Annotated in this window: 17 protein-coding genes and 2 pseudogenes; 10 read left to right on the top strand and 9 right to left on the bottom strand. The window is 40.2% G+C overall.

Annotation, left to right across the window (positions count from 1 at the left end; genetic code table 11):
- Positions 1-52: 52 nt before the first annotated feature.
- Together AB4323_RS23525 and AB4323_RS23520 are read left to right on the top strand one after the other, a co-directional pair.
- Complete coding sequence (locus AB4323_RS23525; RefSeq protein ID WP_229647825.1) at positions 53-1,969, top strand: TonB-dependent siderophore receptor; 1,917 nt, start codon at positions 53-55, stop codon at positions 1,967-1,969.
- Between the two features lie 4 nt (positions 1,970-1,973).
- Positions 1,974-3,479 (top strand): AbgT family transporter, encoded by a 1,506-nt coding sequence (locus AB4323_RS23520; RefSeq protein WP_102465043.1) that lies wholly within the window; start codon positions 1,974-1,976, stop codon positions 3,477-3,479.
- Positions 3,480-3,869: 390 nt separating this feature from the next.
- On the opposite strand, the gene AB4323_RS23515 is transcribed toward AB4323_RS23520, so the two are convergent.
- The 4 genes and pseudogenes from AB4323_RS23515 to AB4323_RS23500 form a co-directional block, all read right to left on the bottom strand.
- Positions 3,870-4,178, bottom strand: a complete 309-nt coding sequence (locus AB4323_RS23515; RefSeq protein WP_086714187.1) for an AzlD family protein — start codon at positions 4,176-4,178, stop codon at positions 3,870-3,872.
- Positions 4,175-4,906, bottom strand: a pseudogene (locus AB4323_RS23510) (AzlC family ABC transporter permease). Before AB4323_RS23510 ends, AB4323_RS23515 begins: the two are co-directional and overlap by 4 nt.
- Positions 4,907-5,190: 284 nt before the next feature.
- On the bottom strand, positions 5,191-6,360 hold the full coding sequence (locus AB4323_RS23505; protein ID WP_086714188.1) for an MFS transporter: 1,170 nt from the start codon (positions 6,358-6,360) through the stop codon (positions 5,191-5,193).
- Between the two features lie 31 nt (positions 6,361-6,391).
- The gene (locus AB4323_RS23500) at positions 6,392-6,814 is read right to left on the bottom strand and encodes an IS1-like element transposase (protein WP_086714189.1); all 423 of its coding nucleotides are present in this window, start codon (positions 6,812-6,814) and stop codon (positions 6,392-6,394) included.
- Positions 6,815-7,210: 396 nt separating this feature from the next.
- On the opposite strand from AB4323_RS23500, the gene AB4323_RS23495 reads away from it, so the two are divergent.
- Complete coding sequence (locus AB4323_RS23495) at positions 7,211-8,185, top strand: alpha/beta fold hydrolase (protein WP_086714190.1); 975 nt, start codon at positions 7,211-7,213, stop codon at positions 8,183-8,185.
- 161 nt (positions 8,186-8,346) lie between these two features.
- Here AB4323_RS23495 and AB4323_RS23490 read toward each other — a convergent pair whose 3' ends face one another.
- Positions 8,347-9,240: a LysR substrate-binding domain-containing protein gene (locus AB4323_RS23490; protein WP_086714191.1), complete on the bottom strand. Its 894-nt coding sequence runs from the start codon at positions 9,238-9,240 to the stop codon at positions 8,347-8,349.
- A gap of 210 nt (positions 9,241-9,450) precedes the next feature.
- Here AB4323_RS23490 and AB4323_RS23485 point away from each other — a divergent pair, with 210 nt between their 5' ends.
- The 3 genes from AB4323_RS23485 (at position 9,451) to AB4323_RS23475 (ending at position 13,406) form a co-directional block, all read left to right on the top strand.
- Positions 9,451-10,218, top strand: a complete 768-nt coding sequence (locus AB4323_RS23485) for a carbohydrate deacetylase (RefSeq protein ID WP_086714192.1) — start codon at positions 9,451-9,453, stop codon at positions 10,216-10,218.
- Positions 10,219-10,326: 108 nt separating this feature from the next.
- On the top strand, positions 10,327-12,174 hold the full coding sequence (locus AB4323_RS23480; protein WP_102333506.1) for a hybrid-cluster NAD(P)-dependent oxidoreductase: 1,848 nt from the start codon (positions 10,327-10,329) through the stop codon (positions 12,172-12,174).
- Positions 12,175-12,656: 482 nt separating this feature from the next.
- Positions 12,657-13,406, top strand: a complete 750-nt coding sequence (locus AB4323_RS23475) for a 3-oxoacyl-ACP reductase family protein (RefSeq protein WP_086714194.1) — start codon at positions 12,657-12,659, stop codon at positions 13,404-13,406.
- A gap of 607 nt (positions 13,407-14,013) precedes the next feature.
- Here the strand turns inward: AB4323_RS23475 and AB4323_RS23470 are convergent.
- Positions 14,014-14,721: an SDR family oxidoreductase gene (locus tag AB4323_RS23470; protein ID WP_086714195.1), complete on the bottom strand. Its 708-nt coding sequence runs from the start codon at positions 14,719-14,721 to the stop codon at positions 14,014-14,016.
- Between the two features lie 168 nt (positions 14,722-14,889).
- Complete coding sequence (locus AB4323_RS23465) at positions 14,890-15,861, bottom strand: LysR substrate-binding domain-containing protein (protein ID WP_086714196.1); 972 nt, start codon at positions 15,859-15,861, stop codon at positions 14,890-14,892.
- A gap of 1,114 nt (positions 15,862-16,975) precedes the next feature.
- On the opposite strand from AB4323_RS23465, the gene rarD reads away from it, so the two are divergent.
- The 4 genes and pseudogenes from rarD (at position 16,976) to AB4323_RS23445 (ending at position 19,950) form a co-directional block, all read left to right on the top strand.
- Positions 16,976-17,905, top strand: a complete 930-nt coding sequence (gene rarD / locus AB4323_RS23460; protein ID WP_086714197.1) for an EamA family transporter RarD — start codon at positions 16,976-16,978, stop codon at positions 17,903-17,905.
- Between the two features lie 98 nt (positions 17,906-18,003).
- A pseudogene (locus AB4323_RS23455) lies at positions 18,004-19,034 on the top strand (IS630 family transposase).
- Between the two features lie 359 nt (positions 19,035-19,393).
- Positions 19,394-19,555: a diacylglycerol kinase gene (locus AB4323_RS23450; protein ID WP_102333505.1), complete on the top strand. Its 162-nt coding sequence runs from the start codon at positions 19,394-19,396 to the stop codon at positions 19,553-19,555.
- 5 nt (positions 19,556-19,560) lie between these two features.
- Positions 19,561-19,950: an IS30 family transposase gene (locus tag AB4323_RS23445; RefSeq protein WP_267868993.1), complete on the top strand. Its 390-nt coding sequence runs from the start codon at positions 19,561-19,563 to the stop codon at positions 19,948-19,950.
- 285 nt (positions 19,951-20,235) lie between these two features.
- Here AB4323_RS23445 and mrdA read toward each other — a convergent pair whose 3' ends face one another.
- Entirely contained in the window at positions 20,236-22,122 is a 1,887-nt protein-coding gene (gene mrdA, locus AB4323_RS23440; RefSeq protein ID WP_102333503.1) for a penicillin-binding protein 2, read from the bottom strand.
- 191 nt (positions 22,123-22,313) lie between these two features.
- Positions 22,314-23,609: a dicarboxylate/amino acid:cation symporter gene (locus tag AB4323_RS23435; RefSeq protein ID WP_086714200.1), complete on the bottom strand. Its 1,296-nt coding sequence runs from the start codon at positions 23,607-23,609 to the stop codon at positions 22,314-22,316.
- Positions 23,610-23,987: the final 378 nt, after the last annotated feature.

Raw genomic sequence — 23,987 nt, 5'->3', positions numbered from 1 at the left:
ATTTTCATTATATTCTAGGCCAGTCCTCATTTAAAAACCATGAAGTCATTACATGTTAAAACTCAAATCAAGTCATGCTGTACCGTGTCTGTTTAGCCTGACCTTTATACCCGTTTCTTTTGTTATGGCGGAATCGGCAATTGATGAAACCGTGGTTGTCACCGCAAACGCTGGCCAAAACACAAGTCTACTAGAAGCCCCTGCAACCTTGACCGTGATAGACGTTCAAGAGCAGAGTAAATATCAGATGACAGGGGACGTAGGCGATCTGCTTATTGACGCACCAGGCGTTAGCGTGTCGACCCAAGCAAATGGCTCTCGTGGTGTGCGAATTCGTGGTTTAAATAGTGACTACACGCAAGTGTTATTGAACAGCCGTCGATCTTATACCCGAGAAGCATTATGGCGTGGTAGCGACAATGCATTGAGCCTAACGCCAAGTATTGCTATCGATAATATCGAAGTGATTCGTGGCCCAATGTCCACTCTATATGGTGCCGATACCATGGGCGGTGTGGTCAATGTCATCACTCGTCAGCACAGTGGTACCGCAGAGGGTGCGATAAGCGTTGAAGGGCAATACAACCAAGGTGACAAGGGTGGTAGTGGACAAATTTATGGTCTGTATTTTTCAACCCCTATTACCGATGCTTTGGGTTATACCGTATATGGTAACTATTTAGACACCGACGAATCTTTTTATTCCGAACAGTCGAGCTTCACTAAACGTCGTGCGCAAGAAAATTACAATTTAGTGAACTCTTTTGATTATGCGCTGAACGACCAACACACGATTGACTTGGAAGTCCAACTGTCGAATGAGGATCAATCGGGGACGGCAATGTATCGTGGCCGCTCGTATGAACAAGAGCGTCAACTCCAAAGTTACACGTTAGGGTATGATTACCAATCGTATCTTGTGAGTGTCGATGCCCACCTCTACTACAGTGACTTTGATGTTAAATACGACACCCCAAGTTCAGACATCACCGAACAAAACTATGGCGGTGATGTACAAGCCGTTTTCTTTGTCGATGATCATACAATGACAGTGGGAGCCGAGGCTCGCAATGCCGAAATCGAAAACGTCGGCATTACAGGAGGCTCTACCGATAGAACCAGTACTGCTGTTTATCTTGAAACCAACTTAGCCGTTGCCGATTCGACCATACTGACACTCGGTGGACGTTTTGATCATGACTCCCTGTTTGACAGTGAATTTACTTATCGTGGATACATCACACAAGGTTTAACCGACAACTGGAGCTTAAAAGCCGGCGCTGGAACCGCATTCAAAGCACCGACCATGGCACAGATCTCACCGTCTTATACCGCGCCAGCCAGCGGCCCAGCTTGCCCTGATAGACCCGCGGCTTGTAACGTCTATGGCAACCAAGATCTCAAAGCAGAAACCGGCACCTTCAGTGAAATTGGCGCCTACTATGCCAACGAAGCCACCTCTGCTAACGCCACCGTATTCTATAACCGCGTTGACGACATTATTCAGCAAGTTGAAAGCTCCAATGGGAGCGACGGCTACTATACGTTTATCAATGTGGATAAAGCGACGCTCAAAGGCTTAGAGTTGTATGCCGAACACCAGTTCAAGCACGTTGGATTTGACGCTTCATATACTTACCTTGATGCGACAGACGACACAAGCGGCGAACGCCTTGTCGGCACCTCTGAACATGAAGCTTCAGTAAAAGCCAATTGGTATGTCACTTACGATACCGATCTGTTTGCAAGAGCCCATTACCGCAGTGAAGTACGTGGTGAGCTCGGTAACAATGATGTCTCTGACCCATACACAACCTTTGATATTGGCATGCGTCATACCCTAATGGAGGAACTGGAACTGAAACTCGGTGTCAACAACGTGATGGATGAAGATGTATCAAGCCCTGAGACTTATACCGAAGTCATTCAAGGCCGAACGTATTACGCTGGCTTGAATTACGCTTTCTAACCTGATGCCAAATACATTTTTTGATAAGTTAGAGCGATGGGGAAATAAACTTCCCCATCCTGTCTTCTTGTTTCTATGGTTGTCGTTGATAATCATAGTAACCTCATTCTTCACGTCCAACGCCCAAGTCTCTTACACACTGCCCGGTGGAAACATTGAACACGTCAACAACCTGTTGTCTTTAGAGGCGGTAAGAACTTGGCTCGGTGGCAGCGTCAAAGAGTTCATCAGCTTCCCACCATTAGGCGTCGTCATTATTGCCACCATTGGAATTGGCTTGGCGGACTCTTCTGGCCTCATCAGTTACTCCGTTCAGCGGTTAGTCAGTAAAACCGGCAAGTGGCAGCTGACAGTAAGCATCATGATCTTGGGCATTTTATCGAATGTCGTCGGTTCTGTAGGCTATATTGTACTCATCCCCTTGGCTTGTCGAGCATACCAAGCCGCCAATCGCCCGCCGCTTGCTGGGCTTGCCACCGCATTTGCGGGGGTAGCAGGGGGAACTCACGCCACCGTATTCTTAACCACTTATGACGTTGTGATTGCAGGCATCACGACCTCTGCTGCTCAACTGATTGATCCGACTATTATCGTCAGCCCTCTGGCTAACTATTTTTTTATGAGTGCCAGCGTATTCGCTCTCGTTTTAGTAGGCTCGTTTGTTTCGATTAATATCGTTGAAAAGCGTCAAAGTCGATTCGCATGCCATTATGCTACGCCTGAACAAAGGTTCACTGACAGCTATGATTTCGATAACAACAAAGCTGCCAATAATGACAAAGCCATGTGGGCCGCAGCCGTTGTATTCGTCATGGTTGCCGTGTTTGTTGTACTTTCAACCGTCCTACCCAACGGCTGGCTAGCCCCATACGAAGGCCAACCTTTAGGACGCAGCGAAGTGATGCGTGGACTACCTATTATTATTGCCGTTACATTTGGTTTAAGTGGATTAGCCTATGGCTACCTCTCTGGAAGCTTCAAGTGCGAGCGCGATCTGCTGAATGCTTGTCAAAAAAGCATGAGCCAACTTGGAGTGTTTTTACTGATCATCTTTGTTGCGTCGCAGATGATCTACCTCTTCAAGCTCAGCCAGTTGTCGGGTGTATTAGCCATGTCGATGAGTAGCTTAGTGACAGAGGTACAACTACATCCAGCAATAATTCTCTTATTGGTCGTTATTTTGTGTGCCTTTCTGAATATCTTTATGGGATCTCCGATTGTTCAATGGAGCATGATAGCGCCCGTATTGATCCCTTCATTGTTCTATGTCGGCATTCCACTAGAAGTGACACAGGCGGCGTTTCGGATTGGAGACTCAGTCACCAACATTATTAGCCCACTGTTTGGCTATCTCGGGTTAATTTTAGCGGCCGCACAAGATTACGATAAGGAGGCTAAATTAGGTACCCTGATGTCATTAATGTTGCCTTTTAGCTTGGCGTTTTTGTTGGTGTGGACGACCTTACTACTAGTTTGGGTATACGTATTGCAGTGGCCGATGGGGTTATAGACTTGACTAATTCTGTGTAAATCCATTGTTATATTGATGTGGGTGATGTGGATTGTAATAACCAACTGGAAAAGCAGGGGTAGACTCACTTGCTCGAGAAGTTTCAGACAAGTATCATGTCGCTACTGTAATGGAATTGTTATGTATAGGCGATTAGATTATGAGCTTTTTTAACAAAATTATTTTTATTTCTTTGACCACTCTATCTCTATTGGGTTGTAACAATAATGAACAACCGTCATACTGATCTGCACCAGTCAGACTGGTGCAGATCACTTGGTTTATATCCGTCACTTTCAGGTATTGGGTAAGCCTTGATAGCATCGAAAGATGTGACCAAGGCGCAGATGTGGTTTAGCTATTTGGGGAGTTTCGTAGTAGTGGTAATGGCTACAAAGATCGTACTGCCGCCGCGGCAATGATTCCTGCTGCGATTGCTGGTAGAGGTTTTTTGATGACGAACATGACGACAGCTGTAGAAAAGAGTGCAGCTCTAGCTCCGTTGTCACCTTCTACGGCAAGAGGTGTGAGAAGGGCGACTAATACAGAACCTGACATCGCTGTAATAAAACGTTGAACACGCTCGCTAATTGGAACAAATGACATGACATATACACCACCCCAGCGTGTAGCTAATGTGACCAATGCCATTGCAATGATTATCAATAAAGTACCACCAACATTTGTTTCAATACTCATGATTTCTTCTCCTTCCAACAAGCACCCAACACCCCACCAGAAATAGCACCAACAACAACATGGCTGTTTTCAGGTAAATACCAATATGCCAATATTGAAGATGCCGCTGCTGTGGCCCAAATAATAAAGATTCTTGAGTTTTTAGGCCCAACGACGACCATGGAAAGTAAAAAGCAGCCCATAACCATATCGAGCCCAAGCCCCACTGGATCTTGGATTACGCTGCCAAAGTAAATGCCAACCCAAGTGCCGATGATCCAAAATAACCAAAGTGCTAAACCACCGCCAACGAGCAATCCAAAACCGGGTTCCTTCCTTCCAAAGGCATGGAGTGCCATTGCCCAGTTTGCGTCCGAAGCTATCAACATCACACCATATCGTTTTGTCGGGGGGAGTTGACGTAACTAAGGATATAGCGTGGCCCCCATCAAAAGGTGGCGAGCATTGATCGCAAATACGGTAATAAGAACTGGAATAAGGGGGACTTCTGCTCCCCACATATCCAACGTAGCAAACTGTGAAGCACCTGCAAAAACAAGTGTGCTCATTAACATAGTTGGAAAAGAATTCAGTCCAGTTTGTACTGCAGCGACACCGAATGCGAAACCAAATACGATCACAAACATAGAGAGAGGCAAAAGTTGGGTGAAGCCGCTCCAGATGTCGGTACGTGTAAACTCGTGTAACTCAATCGAGGAGCGTTGAAGGTGTTGAGTGTTTTCTGTCATAGAGGTCCTAGCCAGTAGGCAAAAGAGCAGATCCATTGAAGGATCTTTGTTGTTATTTTTTAAGCCGCATGTTTAACATCAATTAGTTAGGCTTTCAAACGTTATGTCACAGATGAAAAAACATAAACGGTGGTGAAGATAGGATCTTGAAAGGGCTTTGTACGTAATTCAGGAGAAATAAACAAGCCCCTACGATCTGAACAGCTGTTTGGGGGATGGAAACTCAAAAATAATGCAGGCTTTCGTGATTAAGGCTCTAGTCACGAAAGCCGCATTTTCATAGACTAATTCACTTTTGAAAGTTTGAGATCTGAACTTTTCTTCTGGTTAAGTAAGATGCTAACTAATGCTAACATCGTAAAGACTAAGCTTGATAAAAATAGATTTTCTACGCCGAATTGAGAGATAAACCATCCCGCGATAACTGAGCCAAGAGTAATTCCTAAGTTAGAAAAAGACACAAAGAGGCTATTTGCAAATACTTTTGAATCACCTGCATTTTCCATTATCCATGTCTGGCTCACGATCAATCCTGCAGAATGCACTGCACCCCAAAACGCGACCATGCCGATCATAAAGTAGAATGAGAACCCCATGAAGTAAACAATTATGAAGGTAAGACCGAATATTATAGGGTACAGCATCACTGTTTTAAGAATATTTTTACTGAGTAGCTTACCAAAAATGAAGTTTCCAAAGATACCAAAGATACCAAACACCATCAGCATTGCACTAATCCACGTACCGTTCATATTCGTTACAGTACTTAAGTATTGAGTAATAAAACTGTACGAAGAAAACATCGCTGCAAAGATGAATATAACGGTGAATAATGACAACCACATTGATTTGCTGCGTAAGATAGTTACTTGAGAGCCGAATGACATTTTTTCCTTAACGGGAGCACTTTCCATCAAGAACATCACACTCACTAACGCAATGGCGCAAGCGGCTAAACCAAAGTAAAAGGCATAAGCGAGAGAATATTCTTCAGCAAGAAAAGCACTAATCGGAATACCAAAGACTAATCCTACGGCTACTCCACCAAAAACTTTAGCAGCGGCGTTGCTTTGTTCTTCAACTGGAACCATTGATGTGACAACCACTAAAGCGACAGAAAAGAATACAGCATGTACTAACGCCGGTAGAACGCGAAATATCATCATGGTTGTGTAATCTTGCGTCATAGCGTACACAAGGTTAGAGACAACGAATAGAGACAAAATGCCGACTAGAACATGCTTTCTATTCCATCCAGACATCATTAACGTAATAAAGGGGCCACTCACCGCGACGACAATAGCGTAGACACTGACTAATAGACCAGCTTCTTGTACATCAATATTGAAGTCTTTCATGACTTGTGGAAGGAGACCAATAATACCAAGCTCTGTCGTGATAACGCCAAAAACGGCTAAAGATAGAGCAAAGATAAACAAGCTTTGTTTTTTCATTGTTTCAACTCAAATTATTAATATGCGGTAATTACGTACCGTCGATATTGGTTGTTGTTAGAGCCCTAAGTCCAAGTGTTGGAAAAGTGGCACAAAAATGTTGTTTTTTATCCAATAAAAATGCCGTTTTCAATGTGATTGAATTCGGCAACGTATCAGAATTCGTATTATCAAAGGGTGGAGACTTTTTTCTTACCCGATGACATGTGCTTAGAACTGTGTTGTAGGCAACGTGTAAATGACGACTGGTTTCTCGCTTTCCATGGTTTTGTGCGGTCATTTCAATAATCCTATTTCGAATTCCTGGTTTGCAGGCCTCGTAACAATAATTCACTTGAAAGGTACGGCGGCAAGCAAGACAGCGAAATCGTTGATGGCCATTGGGGCCATAACCATGCTTTATGACACTGTCACTCTTATGACAGAAGCGGCAGTTGGGTTTATTCGTTGTCACATGGAACCTTAAATCTCACCAAAAGATATCTGTAGTCGTTTAAATTTAATTATCAACTTGGACAGCATAATAACGGATAAAATGAATTCAATTAAGTCTTAATGTTTATTAATAGATATTCCAATTGGGACTTAATGTGTTATTTAGAGGTATCGGTCGCCAAATCAGAAATAGAATGAAACTAGTTAAGTTATTGTTTTTAATGTTTTTTATATTCAATTTTTCTTTGGTGGCTGTTGGGAGGATTAGTGCGCGAAATGAAGGCGTTACTCTAATTTGTTAAGAAATGTCCTGTTGACTGCTCTGAAACATCATGACACATTTTGCGCCCTGCTTCGGTATGCCATTAACTTTAAGTGCATATCGACTTAACACGTTATGAGATGATTTAACTTTATGAAAAAATGGAAGAAAACACTTTTAGTCGCATCGGGCATTTTACTTTCCTCAATGGCTTTTGCGGGTAATGAGCAGAGTCAAGCGGACAGTGAGTTTCCAATTCCTTCTGGTTTTGAAAGCAGCTTTAAAGAAGTTAACGGAGTGAAGCTTCATTATGTAATTGGAGGGGAAGGGCCTTTATTGGTAATGGTCCATGGCTTTGCTCAGTCATGGTACGAATGGCACCAGTTAATGCCTAAATTAGCAGAAGATTACCAAGTTATTGCTATGGATCTTCCAGGTCTTGGTTTATCTGAGCCGCTAGACTCCACTTATACAGGGCAGGACGTATCACCTTATATCCATTCTTTAGCTAAGACCTTTAGCCCGGATGATAAATTCAATGTCATAGCTCATGATATTGGTGGCTGGGTCACATATCCTATGCTAGCTCAACATCAGAATGATATTGATAAGGTCGCTCTACTGGAGACCATCGTACCAAGCGACTTAATATACACGTTCCCAGCTTATACTCCTCAGGGAGAGTCGACCGCGTGGCACTTTAGCTTTTTCTCTGCGAAAAACGAATTGGCTGAATCACTTATATCAGGCAATGAAGATAAGTTTTTTAAGCACTTCATTCTTGAGCATGCAGAGAATAAGAATGCATTTTCAGATGAACTGTTCGGTATGTATGCGGAATCTTATAAAAAACCTCAAACTCTAAACGCTGCTTTTGAGTATTACAGAGCACTTCCTGAATCTGTGATTCAAAATGACAATCTATCAGAGAATAACTTGTTGAAAATGCCGATTCTGACGATATCAGGTAATGGTCAAGGCAGTTTAGGAGCGACTCAATTTAATCAAATGAAAGAATATGCTAATGATGTTCAAGGTCATGTGTTGGAGTCATGTGGTCACTGGTTGATGGAGGAGTGTCCAGTCCAGGTTGAAGATCTAGTTATTGATTTTTTTAACAAAAAATAACTTACAAAACGAGAGCTAAGTTTTGTTGACAATGCAGTCTTGATTACTGTCGTAGATTGCCTATCATTGTTAATTCGTACCCTAGAGCCACTCTAGGGTATTTTTATATTTGAACTGCTTATAATTTGTACTCGGTTATGTAGCAATATAACGAGAACTCTTTATCCGTTGTCTATCTCAGAATGTACCCAGCGAGAAAACGCTTGGAACTTCGCTCTGGTTTCCATTCCTTTAGGGCAAACCAAATCGTAGCCTTTTCCTGATTCAATATGTGGAAATGGCGCGACTAACTTACCCGCTTGAATTAAAGGCAGCGCAAATTCTAATCGAGCAAGAAACACACCGAGTGATAATTCCGCTGCTTCCATCGCCAGTCTGTTATCACTATAGAAATCACATCGCTTTTCGCAGTCGATGCCTACACTTATCTCATCTAACCAATACTGCCACGCACTTGTATCCCCTCTATGGATAAAATTAACGTCTGATAGAGTATTGATTCCATTGTTAAGACAATGCTCCTCGGCGTAGTCAGCACTGCACACAGGTGTTCTCTTTCCAGAAAATAAACGCTCACTGTAGTGATTTGGGTATTCTCCTTTACTATAAAAAATAGCTACATCGTATGGCTCAAATTCAAAATCAGATTGGTTTTGTTTGGTTTGCAGCTTGATGCTTAAGTGTGGGTATTGCTGACGAAGTGAGGGGAGTCTCGGGATCAGCCAAGCAGAGGCGAAATAAGGTGATGTGGCTATATGTAAGCTACCAGTCAGCTCTCCGGTTTGAATGTCAGAGAGGGTGGAAAATATGGACTCAAATGATGAGTTTAAAACACTCAGAACTCTTTGCCCCTCTGGGGTGAGCTCTAGCTTTCGGGTCTTTCGAATAAACAGATTGAATTGAAGCTGTATTTCCAGTTTTTTTATTCTCTGACTGACTCCGCTTTGAGTAATAAAGAGCTCCTCTGCTGCTTGGGTAAAACTCAAGTGGCGCGCTGCAACGCTAAAAGTATGAAGAAGAGAAAGCTGTTGTTGTTGATTGGTCACTAAGTTCATGCATTACTCTAGTTAATTTATATTGAAGTTTTGTTCGTTTGTCAGAAGCTTTTAGCTATTATAGAGTAATTTTTGTAATGGGTCATGGGCGAAGTGTTAAATTTTACTCAATCAACAAACGCAAAGTTGTTGTGTGAGATGTTTAAAATAGACGTCGGGTCTTATAGATACGTTACAAGAATTGATTATTTATAAATTGGACAAGATACGATGAAACTTATATTAAACGCTGATGATTTCGGTCTGACGGAATCTGTAAACTTGGGTATCGCTGATTGTTTTCGCGCCGGGACCGTAAAATCGACCACCATAATGATGAACCAACCTGGTGTATCTCACGCGTCACAACTCTATCAGCGTGGTCTTATTCATGAAGTTGGACTGCATTTTACAGTGACATCAGGTAAATCAATATCGTCCCCTAAATTAATTCCAACACTGGTTGACGAGAATGGTCATTTTTTTGATAGAAAGGCCCTGTTTAATAAATCTGATGTGTCTTCTGATGAAGTCTTTAGAGAGTGTATGGCGCAATATCAAGCGGCTTTAGACGCGGGATTTAATATTAATCATATCGATAGCCACCATTTTGCTGGTGCCTACCGTCCTCTTAAGATAGGTTTCACGCAGGCAGCGAATGAAATAGGTCTTCCAGTTAGGCGTATTGATAGCTTTATACAGGGTCAAAGTTTACTGTCGGTTCCTACCCCAGATGCGTTTGATATGGGCTTTCATGCTGAAGGTGTCAATATTGAATACCTCAAAGCAGTATTGCTGGCTTATCAAGACAGCATGCCTAACAGTACGATTGAATTAATGTGCCACCCAGCAAGGACGCTAACTGAAGAGCTAGAGGAAATCTCTAGCTATGCTCATGCTCGTGTTGAAGAGTGGAAGATTTTAACCAGCGATGAGTTTTCTCTCTGGCTAAGAAAAAATGGTATTGAATGCGTTGGTTTCGATGCGCTTCATGCTTAAGTCCGCGAGGTAATCTTCGTAGCGACAAGATAAACCATCTGCCTTGTTAGGTCGTTAAAACAGTTCCTTTCGGTTCAATAAGTCAACACAATAATAAAGGGTGACATTGTGGTAAATCCTACCGTACTTTCCCAAGTTAATATCTATCCAGTCAAATCCATTGGCGGGCTTTCTCTCTCTTCTTCATGGGTCGAAAAGCAAGGCCTTGTTTTTGATCGTCGCTTTATGTTGGCGTTAACTGGTGATGATGTCTCCGCCTCGGCTAAATACCCAACCATGGTGACGGCGCGCCAGTATCCAAATATGGTGAAGGTGAGTTCTAGTCTAATGCCAACCGGTGTCATTTTTTCTTACCCTGGGCTGGCGGCACTAAAATTACACTACTCTACCTTCAAAATGCAGGCGACAGATGCCAGTGTTTGGAGGGACAGCTTTTCAGCCTACACAACAACCGATGAAGCGAATGACTGGTTTAGCCAAGTAATTGGGAAGCGAGTTGAGTTACTGTTTACTGGCGAGCAATCTAAGCGTGTGAAAGAAAATCTTGGTCATAATGTGAGCTTTGCCGACGGATTTCCTGTTTTGCTTATTAGCTCTGGCTCATTAGCGGAGCTAAATAGACGCAGCAGCGAAGTTCACACCATGGAACAGTTTCGTACCAACCTGGTGGTGCAATCAGACGAACCTTTTATCGAAGACTCATGGAAGCGTATCAAAATAGGTGATGTCGAATTTGAAATTGTAGAGCCGTGTGAGCGGTGCATTTTAACGACACTTGATCTGGAAAATGGAGAGTTTAGGAACAGTAAAGAGCCATTGACGACCTTTTCGCGCTTTAGAGCCAACGAGCAAGGCAAAATATTTTTCGGGCAAAACCTTGTAGCGAAAAACGAAGGTGTTGTCTCCATCAATGATGCTATCGAAGTACTTGAGTATAAATCCAAGGAGTTTTATGAAGATCTCGATGCCAAAAAACAAGAGTTGATTTGCGTTGAAAGAGAATCAGTGGCAAGAAGTTTCGAGACATTTTGGTTTGAGCCCAAAAGCGGCATGGTGCCTGAGTATAAAGCGGGGCAACATCTTCCTATTGAGCTCATGATTAATGGCAAACTGACCAAACGAATGTATACGCTGTCATCTAGCCCCTCTCGGCCAGAACGTTTGTCGATTTCAGTGAAACGAGTCCATGGTGGTGAAGTTTCCAACTGGTTGTTCAACCACTTACAAGTTGGCCATACCATTATTGCGGATCAACCCAAAGGCACTTTTCATATTACTAAAGAATCGAATGAGCCGCTGTTGCTGCTTTCTGCCGGTAGCGGTGTGACGCCCATGATCGCTATGCTTCGGTATTTGACAGACCAACGAGACACGCGTGATATTGCGTTTTATCATCAATGTTTGACGAAAGCGGATATTCCATTCATGGAAGAGCTCCTTATGCTAGAAAAACAACACGCCAATGTCACTGTGACTCTAGCCCTTAGCGAGCCATCAACTGATTGGCTAGGCGAAAAGGGGCATTTTAGTCGTACTCATTTAAATCAAATTTCAGAGTTTCACAAACGTCAAGTTTTTGTATGTGGTCCTAGTGGTTTCATGGAGAGTGTAAAGCGCTTGATGATAGAGAGTGGGCTGCCCGAAGAACAGTACCATCAAGAGACATTTGGCGTTGCAAGAGTGGCGGACGGGAGCGAGAAAAGGGTTCAAATCAACCTTGATGGTGTCGTGTTTGAAGGAAGCAACCAGCGCACCGTTCTGGAGCAAGCTGAAGCAGCAGGGCTTTCTATTTCGAATAACTGCAGAGCTGGTTTCTGCGGCGCCTGCAAAGTCACTGTGAAATCAGGAGAGGTTTACCAGCCCGATGCCCCAGGAATTGAAGACAGTGATAAGGCGAAAGGAATGGCCCTAGCTTGCTGCGCGATACCTAAGACAAATGTAAATATTGTTAGCTAGTATGTAGGTTTTATGATGATTGAGGCCACTATCAAACTTTGATAGTGGCCTCAATATCGTTGATCTAACTAAAAACAATGACACCTAAAATATCTGATTTACTCTTATTTTAGGTAGAATGTAAGGCGTTTTTATCTAGATAAAAATGATCGCTCCTTTCCTAATGCTCTTATCTAAGTAGCTAGCTCGAGTCACAGGAGCACCCCGTTACTGATAAAATCAGTAGGGCGACGATTAAAGGTGAGCGATAAATCGAATGACTCGAACTTGGATGTTAATTCTAGTAACTTGGGCAAAATTGCTTAACTTCGCTACGATAACCAAGTGACAAACTTCTATAAGCTGACTTTGTATTTACAATTAGTTCCTATAGGGACTTTTTGATTTTAACTTTAAGGACTTAATAATTGAGATTTAATCGGTTATGATGCAGACATTAAAAAGATGATTCACATTGACTACTTTTAATTAAGGCAAACATAATGAACAACTTAAATAGATTTAAAGGTAAGGTTGCATTTATCCAAGGCGGCAGTCGCGGTATTGGTGCTGCGATTGTTGAGAGATTGGCTTTAGAGGGCGCGTCTGTTGCTTTTACGTTTGTGTCATCCCAGGGTAAAGCAAAAGACCTTGCTGATAGCTTAATTTCAAAAGGTGGTAAAGTTATCGCGATAAAAGCGGATAGCACGAAGCCGGAAGATATCAGAAATGCAATCAGTGAAACCATCAAGCAACTTGGTAAGATTGATGTTGTCGTAAACAATTCAGGTACGCTTATCTGGGATAATATAGAAAATTTGACGATGGATGATTGGGACAAGACCATCAATACTAACGTACGAAGTGTATTTGTAGCTATTCATGAAGCCTCGAAGCATATGAATAATCATGGCAGAATAATTAATATCAGTAGTACTAATGCTCAGCGTATTCCTTTTGCTGGCGGTTCTATATATGGAATGAGCAAGTCTGCACTAACCGGATTGGCCAAAGGTCTCTCTCGCGATCTCGGCCCTAGAGGTATTACGGTCAACAACATTTTACCTGGTCCGGTCGATACTGACTTAAACCCAGACAATGGCGATACTTCAGAGCCTGTAAAAGCTATCGGTGCACTTGGTCGTTATGGTCAAGTGGAGGAGATTGCTAGCTTAGTAGCATTCGTCGCTAGCTCAGAAGCGGGTTACATCACTGGTGCTGATTTGATGATCGACGGTGGCTTTTCCGCTTAATAAAAATATGTGGTCGAGTAACTCGTTACTATCAGTCTAACTTCATGTAATCATCAATACGTGATGAGTAAATATAAGTATGATGATTGGCCTATTTCATAGGTCAGTCATTTAGAAGCTATTGGTTTTAATCTGCTCCAGTAGGAGAGACCCCCGCATTAACCGATACCTTACTTTAGAGTTTTTCGAGGATGGTGGTGGCTCTTTGTCCAGTTTCTAGTTCTTCTGCCCATTCGATTAGCTGCCGTTTGAGCTTGGCAGCATCTGCTGCTAGCTCCTCGCTCTTGCTGATTAGTTTAGAGTCTTCCTTCGAATTCTTTCACCAAGCGTCGATTTGATATTCATGTAAATAAAGCTGTCTTGTTGCCACAGCCCTTCTCACTTTCTCTGCTAGTTTTGTTGCATCTCCTTTTAATTTAAGGATTCTAGTTTCCTTAGACGTCGTTGTTTAAGTCGTTAGTGATCACTTAATTCAGTGTCTAGGAATATTGGTGTAGACCTCCCAGGTTACTCTAACTTTTTATAGTCGAACGATGGCCGTTATAGACCACTACAGTGATGTTAAGTATGGTATTAAAGGTGTTAGAGTTTCTCTGAACGTTCTTTATTACTCTAAGTCTATGATACGACAGCGTATGGAGAGTGTGCTTACGGCTGCCGCAGAAGATAAGCTTCGAATAAAATCGAGTGCTTTTGTTAAATCTTGAGTTTCAATTTTTAATTTATTATCAATTCGACCATCGTTAGTCATGTCTGTGTTTACGACACTTGGGCATAAACAACAAACTTTTACACCAAATGGGAGAAGCTCATGATAGAGCGACTCGCTATAACTGACAATGGCCGCTTTTGAAGCTGCATAAGCGGCTATTTTGGGGACTGGCGTCAAACCTGCAGTGGAACCGATGTTATATATTTCTCCAAACCTTTGTTTTTTCATTTGTTCTGCAACGATATTACAAGCAGTGATGGTAGACAGTAGGTTTACATTCATTAATTCAGAAAGTTTGACTAAAGGTAGTTTAGTGTTGCCTGCTGCCAAAATACCAGCGCTATTGACCATGACCTCAATGTTTTTATTTTTTTTGATGATTGATGTGATTGTTGCTTCTACCTCGGACGGGACGTTGAAATCGATAGGCACTACTTCTACGTTGCACGATGGAAAGAGTGTGTTTATTTCTACTTTTGCCTGTTCAAGATTCAGCTTATTCAAGGACATTAAAATTAAAGAGTATCCTTCCTGAGCGAAATAGTGAGAAATTTTTTTCCCGATACCGCGGCTAGATCCTGTAATTATGGCAACTTTAGTCATGGTGAGCTCCTAATTTAACGTATGAGACGTTGTTGAAGTAACGTATCTAAGATTTTCTTGAATACGAACATATCTCATAAAAAATAGATAGTAGTGCAAATTTTTGCATATAATAAACAGTTGGAGGTTATGTGTCACATTCTTAATGACTTGAGAGGGTAATGGTTGTTACTTATAAGTATGTAGAGGGACAGTCTTAAACCAATCTATTATTTCCGACTTAGTCATATGCTTGGTTTGTTCAATCACTACTTTTGTGAGGTGTGGTGCAAGCTTTTCGATAAAATCATACATGTATGTCTGCAAATACACGTTTTTACCAAAACAAAGCCATGCGTAACAATCGGGAAAAAATCCTTCTAATGAGCGTACGGTAAAAGAATCATCTATTGAGTGGGCAGCAACTGACGCTATGATACCAATACCGACCCCTTTACTGACATATTCTTTTATTACCTCTACATCCATTGCTGTGACAATATAATCTGGGGTTAGGCCTAGTTGAGAAAACGTATTGTCTATAGCGATTCGCCCTGTTGATTTTAATTCATAGCTAATGAGTTTTTCTTTTGCTATTTGTTCAAGGGTTAATGTGTGTGTCTTTGATAGTGGATGTTCAGAAGGGATAATTAAGCTCAATGACCACTTGTAAACTGGGAGTACCGTTAGGCCTGTCATCTCTTCAATATCCTGAGCCACAATCGCAATATCACCGGGTCCAGCCGGCAAGGAATTATTAAGATGACTTGGTTCGATTGTCGACATGTGCAGAGACACATTTGGGTAGCTTGTCAGTAAGTAACGGACGCTTTTAGGTAGTATGAAATTTGCAATGGCGTTAGTTGTAAAGATATTGAGTTTCCCTTTTTTTGGGGATGTAACTTCGGATGAAATAGCCTTGATTCTATCCTCAATCTCTAAGATTTTAATGGCTTCGTTTAGGATTTCCTTACCGACATTTGTAGGACCAGATAAGTGTTTACCTTGTCGATCAAAAATTTTCACGCCCAGTTCATCCTCTAAAAGTGAAACTTGTTTACTGATACCGGGCTGAGACGTATATAGCTGATGTGATGTAAGAGATATGTTATACCCATTTTTTTTTATTTCATTAATGTAACGAAGTTGCTGTAGTTTCATTTTCTGCTCCTTGTTATATATGGTTTTATAGCGTGAACTCTAGCTGAAGGGGTGTATTAATTAAAAAATAGGTATTAGGCGCAACGCCACTGTAAGTTTTTTTAAAAGTAAAATTAAGTTAAAAAATAAAAGTGTCTTTTTATAAATCATTCACTTAATTTAAAGTTAAAACCAGGAAAAATATTCAACTTTAAGGCGTCACCTTTTTCAGTCATCATTAATCATTTTTTCTTGTTAGTTGGAAGTGTAACTTCTGTTCTAGATAATCTATTGTGAGCTCTGATTACTTTGTATAATGTAAAAGATATTTCTATTGTTTGATATTTTTTAAACATTTTTCATGATGTTAAGTCATCTCGCTACGTAATAAAATTGGGAGCTGAATTGTAATGGTATATACCGTTTTCTTTGAGGAATGTGTCATATTTCCTCCCATTTGGCAAGGCGGTTTTTATGTAAAATTAAAATACTATCTAATTTTTTTGTACCACTTCTCTACCAGGGTACTTCAGTTTAAAATATAACAAATCAATATAAAACAGGTGCTTAGGTTGGGTGTACTTGTCTGACTTTGTTATTAATGATTAAGTCCTGCGGGGACTGTGTGTTTATTTCTATGTGGTCTTAATTGACGGTTAGATTTGAACTATGATGCCTGCTCTTTAAACAATTCTTTGAAATAAAAGATAAATGGTAGTAAGGGTACTAGTAATGATTTTATGGGAGTGAGAATGAAAGTGGTAACCGAAAAAATATCTAGACAAATTTGTAATGAAAATTTTTCTTATAACTCTGTGTTGATATTTTAAACTGGTTTTAATAAAAATTGCTAATTTAAATAAGGTATTAAAAAATATAAGCCAGGTTGGTTTTTTATTTGCAATGCATTGCGTGAATGGTTTATATACCTATAGATTTAATGGGTGAGAATCAGTCAGTCACTCATTTATTAATTTAATTAAGATGAATTGGCATGCGTGGACTATTTAGATTTTCTAAGTGGCACTTATTTTTAATGTTTTAGTTCGTTCGATTGATAACGATCCAATAAAACAATAAATTAAAAAACTAGTATTTTCTTGAACGCAGCGCCGTAAAAAAGGCCATATTAATCATGACGTGTTTCTATTTTTCATTAAAGTGCCACATTAAAACCTTGCCAGCAGAAACCAAAGGTATTATAGCATCTATTCTTTGTTCATTTTTGTTTGCATTCATACCTGTATATGTCCAGTTTCAACCACCACTGCCCCCAAGTGAGATTACAGGGGGGGAAAGCCATTGGTTAGCAGTGCAGCGTATACTGTGGAGTACAATGTTACTCTGCTTATTATTATTTATCTCCAAAAGAACTCACCTACTACTGCAAGCTTTAAAGGTGTGGAAAATGTGGCCCAAATACTGTGTTTCAGCACTTTTGGTTGCACCGCAATACTGGTTGTTTGTTTGGGCGCCTGTGAATGGAGAGACTTTGTCTCTTGCATTAGGCTATTTTACGATGCCAATCGTAATGGTTTTAATTGGTCGATTGGTATATCGAGAAACGTTGTCTTTTTATCAAAAGCTAGCGTGTTATCTCGCACTGTCGGGTACGCTTTATACGTATGCTTTATCCGACGGAATCTCTTGGGTGGTACTAGTGATAGCTTTGGGTTACCCAGCTTATTTTATGCACCGAAAAACAATACCATTAGCTACCGATATTGGATTGGCTGTAGATCACCTATTCCTTATGCCATTGGCTTTGTTCGGTTTTTTCTTGCTCTATCCATTAGACTTTTCTTTATCTCTTTCTGTCGGTAATTATGCATATTATGCTGGCTTAGGTATCGTATCTGTAATACCTATGCTTTGCTATCTGTACGCTTACTCTAAATTGTCAGTTTCTGTCTTTGGGTTGCTTGGTTACGTTGAGCCTGCTTTTATTTTTGTTGTTGGGTTATTGATTGGTGACGCTATTACAGTACAAGAAATACCAACTTATTTGTTGATTACGTTATCACTGTTCGCACTCGTATTAGATGGGATTAAAAGGTTTAGGTAAACTAGATTAGTAAAATTTGGGTACGAGTTAATAAGATCTATACCCGTGATCATTGAAGATGCTTGATTTTAGCCAAAATGAGGATCATGCTAGGTGACATGAAAATAACTCTATCCAATGAACAAAAGCTTACGCTGATTAACCAACATGATACAACTCGTGATGATCGAGTTCGCGACCGTATCAAAGCTGTTATTCATGCCAGTAACGGGTGGAGTCCTGAAGAAATTGCCGATGCACTACTTATCCATGAAACAACGGTTAGACAGCATCTCAAAGATTACTCGCTATCGAACAAGCTCAAGCCTGAAAACGGTGGCTCAAAAAACTACCTATCTCAGCAGCAAACCCAAAGTTTAATCACACACCTAACCGTGCACATCTATCATCATACGCGTGAGATTGTTGCTCATGTTTTCACAGTTTATCGAGTGCAATATAGTGTTGCAGGGATGAACAAGTGGCTTCACCAAAATGGTTTCAGCTACAAGATGCCCAAAGGCGTACCTCATAAATTCGATGAAACCAAACAGAAAGCTTTTATTGAGGCTTATGAAGCGCTCAAAGCAAGCTGTAGTAAAGATGAATCGATTTTATTCATTGATGCCGTCCATCCTACTCAAGCAACCAAAATATCACATGGTTGGATACGAACAGGGCATGATAAAGCCGTTGAAACAACGGGAAGTCGAAGTCGTCTCAACCTCATTGGTGCTTTGAATCTTAACGACATTGGCGGCACTATTATTAATGATTACGAGACCATAAACAGTGAAAGCATCGTTCGATTTTTCTGCCAAATTAGAGAACGTTATCCATTGGAACACAAGCTCCACATTATCTTAGATGGTGCGGGGTACCATCGTAGTGATTTAGTCAGAAATGCTGCTTTTGTCTTGAATATTAAGCTTCACTACCTTCCACCTTATAGTCCAAATCTAAATCCAATCGAGCGGCTTTGGAAGGTGATGAACGAATATTCAAGGAACAACGTTTATTTAAAAACTAAACGGGAATTCAGAGAAGCAATCGAGAATTTTGCACCGTGACTCTTCCAGAGATCGCAAGCTCTTTGACGTCTCGAATAAATGATAATTTTCAGGTGTTCAAGCCAGCATCTTCAAGTTGATTGGGTATAGTACCTGGTTACTCAACGACTAACCGAAGCTGTTTGATGATTGGTTTCATAATAAAAATTCGAAATAGGTGAACTAATTGATATCAAACAATAATATTTGAATTAGTGGCTGGTTTATTATCTATTTAACTTATTTAAGGGAATATATGAGATTAGATAAGGGGGCTCTAGGTTTAAACCGATTCGAAAAATTAGGAGAGAACTTAGAGGTGTCTTGCTGTCCTTATGGATTTTTCCGTCGCTTACAAATTAGCACTTTTTATCATATTGATGATAGGGTTTTTCTATTTCAGTCAATGGTTAGATTTTAGTTTGGTATTCATTGCGACCGTATTAGTCCAGTATCAGAAATGTTTAATACCGCCATAGAAGCACTATGTGACTTTGTTGAATTAAATCAAAATATTAAAATAGGTCGAATCAAAGATGTTTCTTCTGCCGCAGTAGGTGTAAGTATATTTGTATCGTTTATAATAATCGAAGTATGTCGAGTTTTTTCTAGAGTTGTTTGATTGACATGGGCAATAACGTTTCACTCGATAGATTTTTAATTTTCAGAATTTACATTATCGCGGTTGAGTGTTTAAGAATAATAATGTGCATGATAACAAGAATAGGTTCTTGCCTGACCGCCGATAACGGTAGTGAGTTTGCGAACCACAAAGAGATAGCAACAGCATTAGACGCTGAATTTAACTTTGCTCATCTATGCGGTTCATTGGAGCGTGGATCCAATGAAAATACAAATGGACTCCTTTGTCAGTATGTTCCGAAAGGGAAAAACATAAGAGAAGTTGGCGATGATGTTATCTTGTTTGCTATAGCGAGGATTAACTATAGGCCGGAGAAGTGTTTGGGTTTTAAGCAACTTGCGGTTATATTCAAAGAAATTTGCATGGCTGCTTAAATGGCGAAGTGTCGCACTTAGGACTTGAATACGGGCTATTATTTTTGTCATAAAAACTAATGCCCTAATTCATGTAGCCCCCTAACTACTAAAATCAGATTTCTGCTAAGGGGGTATTTACACTTGTCGGTACAAAAAGCTCAAATATTTGTTGTTCCACCCTGCTTATCGGTGGAGGAACGTTCGTACTAAGAGAAAGTAACATCGATACATATTGAAAGATAGTAAATAGCTTTTCGTTATTTCTACAGCTATAGACGATTAACAACTTATCACTATCACTATCTATTGAACGTCATTCTTCTGATTGTCGAAAGCGAAATCTAATAACTTTCTTATGTAAGGCGCACCTACTTTAGAGCCGCCATTACCATTTTCAATTACGACCGTTGCGATATACTGTGGGTACTCGTACGGTGCAAATGCAGTATATAGCGCTTGGTCATGTAAGCTCCTCGCAAGTTTTTTAGAGTTATAAACCTGGCCTTTCGCAAGATTGAAGACTTGTGCAGTTCCGGATTTACCACCACTTATATATTCTACATGCTTGAAAGCATTTCTAGCGCTACCACGGCTACCATGGTTTACCAGACGCATTGCGTTAAGTGGAATATCCCAAACTTTATTTGACACTTCCTTCATGACTCTTATCGGTGCCTGTACAATTATCTTTTGTGTACTAAAACTTTCTCCATGGTTTAACGTTGCTTTAAGTAAATGTGGAGCTGTAACCTGGCCACGATTAACCAAGATGGATGTAGCTTTCGCAAGCTGAAGAGGAGTGGAGGTCCAGTAACCTTGACCAATTCCTACTGGAATAGTGTCTCCTTGATACCATGGGATACGATAACGATCCAGTTTCCATTCTCGAGTCGGGAGGTTAGCGGTACTTTCTTCATAAAGGTCGATTCCTGTCGGTTCACCAAAACCAAACCGTTTCATCCAAGAAGATATTCGGTCTATACCTAAATCAAATGCTGTTTGGTAAAAGAATGAATTGACTGATTCTTCTATAGCTTCGGTAACGTTTACTGGACCGTGCCCCCACCTGTTCCAGTCTCGCCACACTTTCGAGTTTGGTGCAGATCCCGGGATTTTCCATTTACCATGATTATCGCGAATCGTGTTGTTAGAAATTACACGTTCTTGCAAACCAGCGATGGCCATAAAAGGTTTTATTGTTGAAGCTGGAGGGTAAACGCCTAATGTAGCTCGGTTAATCAATGGACGGGCAGGGTCATCTAATAATTTTTGGTAGTTTTTATTAGATATCCCATCGACAAAAAGATTTGGGTCATAGCTAGGAGCTGATGCCATCGCTAATACGCTGTTGTCTTTTGAGTCTAGTAGGATGGCACTACCTGTATGCGGAGCTAGTTGATGAAATAAGTAATTTTGTAGTTCCAAGTCGATGTTTAGAACGATATCTTTACCTGGTAATGCCGGTATGTATTTAATTGTTCTAACGATGCGGCCTTGGCTCGTGACTTCTACTTCTCTGTACCCTTTTTTACCGTGAAGTAAATGTTCATAATATAGTTCGACACCAAGTTTCCCAATCACTTTAGTTGCTTGATAGTTAGCCACTACACCTTTTTTATCCAGTTTTATCAATTCGTTATTGTTAATCCTTCCCACATAACCTAACACATGAGTAAGGACTTCACCATGAGGATAAAAGCGTTTTTTTCTGGCTTCGATAGATAAACCGGGAAATTGATATTTACGAACCGAAAACTTCGCGACCTCTGTTTCATTCATGTTTTCTAAGAGCGTCACCGATTCAAAGGAACGTTTGTTGTTTAAGCGGTGTTTGAAGTTATTGATTTTTTTTGTATCTAGGACTATGAATTTGCTAAGCCTTTGTAGCATCAATTCTACATCAACTGTTTGCTCTGGAATCAATGTCAAAGTATATGTGATCTTATTTTCGGCAAGTAAAGAACCGTTTCGATCATATATTAATCCACGTGTAGGAGCAATAGGAAGTAATTTTATTCTGTTACCATCAGCTAATGCTTTATAACGTTCAAAATTTATCACTTGGAGCCTGTATAAATTCCCAATTAAGATTAAAGTGAGAAAGATTATTCCAGAATATACAACAATTATTCTGGTCCTGAAAATACTAATTTCTCTTTTATGATCACGAAGCTTTATTTTTTTTATTATTCATATCAAACTCGACCTTCTATATATTAGAGGCTTTTATATTATGTATGAAACATGTAATTTTTCATTGGTTTGAAGTTATGTTTTATTTTATAGGATGCACTCGTTTATATAGATTGAATTTAAACTTAGTTTTTAGAAGCCTGATATTATTACCAGGCTTTTTTTTTGGAAATAGAACGAGGAATGATTTAGGAGTTATTTCGTATTGGGTGTTCAGTTAAACCTGCCGTTGGATCATTGAAACGAGCTTCGTCTAATGCTCCTTCAGATTTTGCGACAATAATTGTTACTGCGCTGTCGCCTGTAATATTTACCGCTGTACGAATCATATCCAGAAGGCGGTCAACGCCCATAATTAGCGCTATTCCTTCTAAAGGTAAACCTACTTGATTTAATACCATTGCTAACATGACCAACCCAACACCAGGAACGCCGGCTGTACCAATAGATGCTAGTGTAGCAGTCATGATTACCATTAGATAATCGCCCATTGTTAAATCAATATTAAACGCTTGAGCTATAAATGCAGTAGCAACGCCCTGCATTATTGCAGTACCGTCCATATTTACAGTTGCACCTAAAGGTATTGTAAAGGAAGATACTCGGTTTGCTACGCCCATGCGGTGTTTTGCAGTTTCCATTGTTACCGGAATAGTGGCATTAGATGATGCTGTCGAAAAAGCAAACATGATCGCATCTTCCATTTTTCGCAGAAACAAAACAGGATTCAAACCTGTAAAGCCTTTTAACATTAAGCCATACGTTACAAGACCATGTAAAATTAAGGTTCCGGCTAGAACTAAAAAGTATTCAGCAAGATTGAGTATTGCGCCAATACCCAAGCCACTGAACAGTTTTGCCATCAAGAAAAATACACCATATGGCGCTAGATTCATCAGTAAAGCAACCAACTTCATTATTACTTCATTTAAGTTGGAAAATAATTCAGCAATTTGTTTGCCAGGTTGGCCTGAAATGCTAATGGCTATGCCAAACAGGACTGCAAATACGATAACTTGCAGTGTATTACCCTCAGCCATGGCGCTTATTGGGTTAGTTGGAAACATGTCGATGATCACTTGGCCTAAAGACGGCGCTTCTACCGATTTAAATGAACTAGCAGCTGTGAGATCGGCACCGGATCCCGGTTCAAACAATACGCCCATTGTAAGTGCGAGTGTAATCGCGATAGCAGTTGTTGCTACATAGAAAACTAAGGTTTTCCCTCCCATTCTTCCTAATGTAGATATGTCTTTTAAGGAACTAGTACCACAAACGAGTGAAACAAATACTAGTGGTACAACTAACATTTTTAAACTAGCAACGAAGATTTGCCCCCCGACTTCGAATAGTCCATTTACAATATAGGAATCAATAAACTCGTTATAGGAAAAAAATGTGCGAATTATAAATCCTGTCAAGACGCCTATAACCATCCCTGATATTACACGGCCGGTTAAAGACATCTGCTTGTTAGTTTTCATGAAGATACTCCATTATGTTGAAATCATTTAAAAATGGTTGAGAATACAGTAGGTGGAAATACATGCTCAGTTGTGGACTTGGTGAGAACCACTACTAAAAATTTTAACAAATAAACTATAAAATCAGGTATTTACTTTCAGTTAATATTAAGATTATCAATTTATAAAAATAATGATGTTAAATCTTTTCCCCTGCTATTTTTCTTGTTTAGAAAAATTTCAGTTAAACTATATTTTTGATGTCGGGAAATATTGATTTTATCAATTTATCTATATTTATATTTATATGTTTATGTAAGTTATAAAAGTCCATGTTAAGCTAACCCGGTTTTATCTGGTTTTCAATACTTTGATTGAGTCTCGGTGGGACTTTGTGCT

This window comes from Vibrio sp. 10N.261.52.C11 (genome assembly GCF_041471405.1).
Lineage (GTDB): Bacteria > Pseudomonadota > Gammaproteobacteria > Enterobacterales > Vibrionaceae > Vibrio > Vibrio crassostreae_C.
Note: the sequence above shows the minus strand (reverse complement) of the source record. Positions and strands in the feature narration are given on the sequence as shown.

Bases quoted from the DNA above. Each gene is read 5' to 3' on its own strand.
- AB4323_RS23495 (WP_086714190.1), top strand. From the start codon at position 7,211: ATGAAAAAATGGAAGAAAACACTTTTAGTCGCATCGGGCATTTTACTT.
- AB4323_RS23525 (WP_229647825.1), top strand. From the start codon at position 53: ATGTTAAAACTCAAATCAAGTCATGCTGTACCGTGTCTGTTTAGCCTG.
- AB4323_RS23465 (WP_086714196.1), bottom strand. From the start codon at position 15,861: ATGAAACTACAGCAACTTCGTTACATTAATGAAATAAAAAAAAATGGG.
- AB4323_RS23520 (WP_102465043.1), top strand. From the start codon at position 1,974: ATGCCAAATACATTTTTTGATAAGTTAGAGCGATGGGGAAATAAACTT.
- AB4323_RS23515 (WP_086714187.1), bottom strand. From the start codon at position 4,178: ATGAGTATTGAAACAAATGTTGGTGGTACTTTATTGATAATCATTGCA.
- AB4323_RS23485 (WP_086714192.1), top strand. From the start codon at position 9,451: ATGAAACTTATATTAAACGCTGATGATTTCGGTCTGACGGAATCTGTA.
- AB4323_RS23505 (WP_086714188.1), bottom strand. From the start codon at position 6,360: ATGAAAAAACAAAGCTTGTTTATCTTTGCTCTATCTTTAGCCGTTTTT.
- AB4323_RS23475 (WP_086714194.1), top strand. From the start codon at position 12,657: ATGAACAACTTAAATAGATTTAAAGGTAAGGTTGCATTTATCCAAGGC.
- AB4323_RS23435 (WP_086714200.1), bottom strand. From the start codon at position 23,609: ATGAAAACTAACAAGCAGATGTCTTTAACCGGCCGTGTAATATCAGGG.
- rarD (WP_086714197.1), top strand. From the start codon at position 16,976: ATGACGTGTTTCTATTTTTCATTAAAGTGCCACATTAAAACCTTGCCA.
- AB4323_RS23470 (WP_086714195.1), bottom strand. From the start codon at position 14,721: ATGACTAAAGTTGCCATAATTACAGGATCTAGCCGCGGTATCGGGAAA.
- AB4323_RS23445 (WP_267868993.1), top strand. From the start codon at position 19,561: ATGGGCAATAACGTTTCACTCGATAGATTTTTAATTTTCAGAATTTAC.
- AB4323_RS23490 (WP_086714191.1), bottom strand. From the start codon at position 9,240: ATGAACTTAGTGACCAATCAACAACAACAGCTTTCTCTTCTTCATACT.
- AB4323_RS23450 (WP_102333505.1), top strand. From the start codon at position 19,394: ATGTTTAATACCGCCATAGAAGCACTATGTGACTTTGTTGAATTAAAT.